This window comes from Vibrio clamense, assembly GCF_050337905.1.
GTDB lineage: Bacteria > Pseudomonadota > Gammaproteobacteria > Enterobacterales > Vibrionaceae > Vibrio > Vibrio cortegadensis.
Genome location: NZ_JAKJTJ010000056.1, coordinates 1 through 2,369, shown reverse-complemented (window position 1 = coordinate 2,369; position 2,369 = coordinate 1). Strand labels below are relative to the sequence as shown.

Here is a 2,369-nt window from a genome sequence, read left to right as displayed (position 1 = left end):
AAGAGGTGAGTCAGATATTCTATATATTGGCAAAACTAAACAATCTATTAAAGGTAGATATCTTCAGTACGCAAAGCATTTAGCGACAGGTTCTAGTGGTTGTTTTTATCGCTATATTATCGATAACTATGGTGGTTTGAGGCTTGGTTTTGTTATTGTCGATAATCCGAATGAAATGGAAAAGTACTACTTCAAAGAGTATCGGGCGGCTTACCTAGAGAACCCTCCGAAATCAAAGGTGGGCTAATGCCTAACAAAGCGTTTAAGACGGATTCCCAACGCTCGGCATTTTTAGTTTGCTTTGAATTTAGTGTTTACGGCACAATACTTTAGGTGCCGTGTTATGCGTTGCTCACCACTTAACGCGGCGTTAGAAGCTTCGATAAAACTTTGAATTATAGTAACTATTTATCTTAGTTCGATTGGTTCTAAATTTCGTTTCAATCATAGTATAATTGTTCGCATTAAGATGATTATGTGAAAGTTCAAATGAGAAAAATTTATGTAACTGAAGGGGATTCATCCTCTAAAAAAGGCAAAGTAGCTTATCCTAAACTGGTTTTGTGCGAAAAGTGTGTAGGTGAGTACATTGTTATCAGCGAAGGCAAGCGAACTTATGATGCTTGCGTCAAATGTGGTTCTAGTGAATAAGTAATTACGTCTTTCGAACCCAAAATTCTAGGTTCTACATAACGGTTAAGAACGCTTCTAACAAACAATTTAAGAGTGACTCCTAACGCTTGCCGATTTTACTCCGATTTGAATTTTGTGTTTACGGTGCAATGGTTTAATTTGGGTGTTATAGCGTTGTCGCACCTTAATTGGGCGTTAGCTTTTATGGAGGAAACTGTGAAGTTATCAAATATAAGTCTGTGTTTAGCAGTGTTAATTAGTAGCGAAGCTTTTGCTTTTGACTCTGACATAACTAACATATTGGGCTTTCCGATCGGTGGAACTTTGGCACACGAACTTGTGGAACTTGATGATAACAAGTACCCAACTAGGATCATTAAGCTTGATGTACTTGATAAGCAGGGAACATCACTTTTTGAGGAAGCTCAGATTCAAATTATTGAGTCCACCAAGTTAGTGTACTCACTCGAAGCAGAAAAGGAGTTTCCTAATCAAGAGGCTTGTGTAAGTGAATATAAATTGCTTTTTGATACTCTTGATAGCAAATACCAACATTTAAAGGTGGTAAACACAGTCTCTATTGCTGGTAAGACGTTCTCAACGTTTGAAGGGTATCTTTCGACAAATGGTGAAAGAAAGCTATCACTCAGTTGTGCACAAAAAGACTCTAATAATCCTAAACACACGTTAGTACTTTCAGCAAGAGATGTGAAGTTGACTGATGAGGCAGCTAAACTTTGGGCAACGTACTAAAAGCTAACAAAGCGTTCAAGAGTGATTCCTTACGCTTGCTGGTTTCGCTTCGCTCACAGTATAGCAAGCGTGCGTCACACCTTAACGCGGCGTTATATAGCATAAGATTCAAGGGGTTAAACTATCCGTTTATCTTTGTTCTGCGTTTGATCTGCACACCTGTTCGTCTCGTGAAAGTTGCCATCAAAATGACCATCGCACGTAGAAAGTGTGTCGGTTAATTAGCAGCAACGTCACGCAAGTCTCCTCGTTAGTAAGTTTCGCTGGCTCAAGTTCATTTTGCTCGGCTTCTTTTTCGTGGAAGCTAAAATGAAAATCGTGGCTTCAGCGCACTTTGCTGTCAGGTTACTCGCTCGAATTCTTTGCTAATCTGGCTCTTCGGATGACTCCAATTTCAGCTCATTTCGTTTCTTGCATATTTCGGAGCATTCCGATCAGTCATTTCGGGATTATCCGATCACCCATTTCGGTTTAAACCGATCACTGATTCCGCGATTATCCGATCACTTTTAGCCTAACTCCGAAATCGGTGATCGGAATAGCGAAAACCGCGATCGTAATGGCCGAAACCCTTCCTTTTTCTCTTTTAAATCAATAGCTCGCTATTCTTTACTTCTTAAACAAGCAAGTAAGGAAGCGACAATGGCCAAAAAGAGAACTCCAATGAACAAAATCAAAGAGGTATTACGCCTTAAATACGACTGCGGTCTCTCAAATCGTAGTATCGCTTCTTGCCTTAAACTCGGCCCGTCCACCATCTCGGAACTCCTTACTCGCTTTAAACAAAGCCAACTTGGTTGGCCTCTACCCGACAGTTGCAGCGATGCAGATCTCACACAGGCGCTGTATCACGGCAAGAAAGTCAGTCGAGATAAAGTTATGCCAGACTTCACTCAATACGCAGTCGAACTCAGGCGTAAAGGTATGACAAAGATGCTGCTCTGGCAGGAGTATCATGAGCAATATCAAGAGCAAGCTTACGC

Annotated in this window: 2 protein-coding genes and 1 pseudogene; all 3 read left to right on the top strand. The window is 40.7% G+C overall.

Annotation, left to right across the window (positions count from 1 at the left end; all coding sequences use genetic code 11):
* On the top strand, positions 1-247 hold a 247-nt coding region (locus tag L4C39_RS19935), incomplete at its 5' end, for a hypothetical protein (protein WP_429747728.1).
* Positions 248-849: 602 nt separating this feature from the next.
* On the top strand, positions 850-1,386 hold the full coding sequence (locus tag L4C39_RS19930; RefSeq protein ID WP_136995929.1) for a hypothetical protein: 537 nt from the start codon (positions 850-852) through the stop codon (positions 1,384-1,386).
* A gap of 642 nt (positions 1,387-2,028) precedes the next feature.
* Positions 2,029-2,369 (top strand): annotated as a pseudogene (locus tag L4C39_RS19925) (IS21 family transposase); the annotation flags it as partial.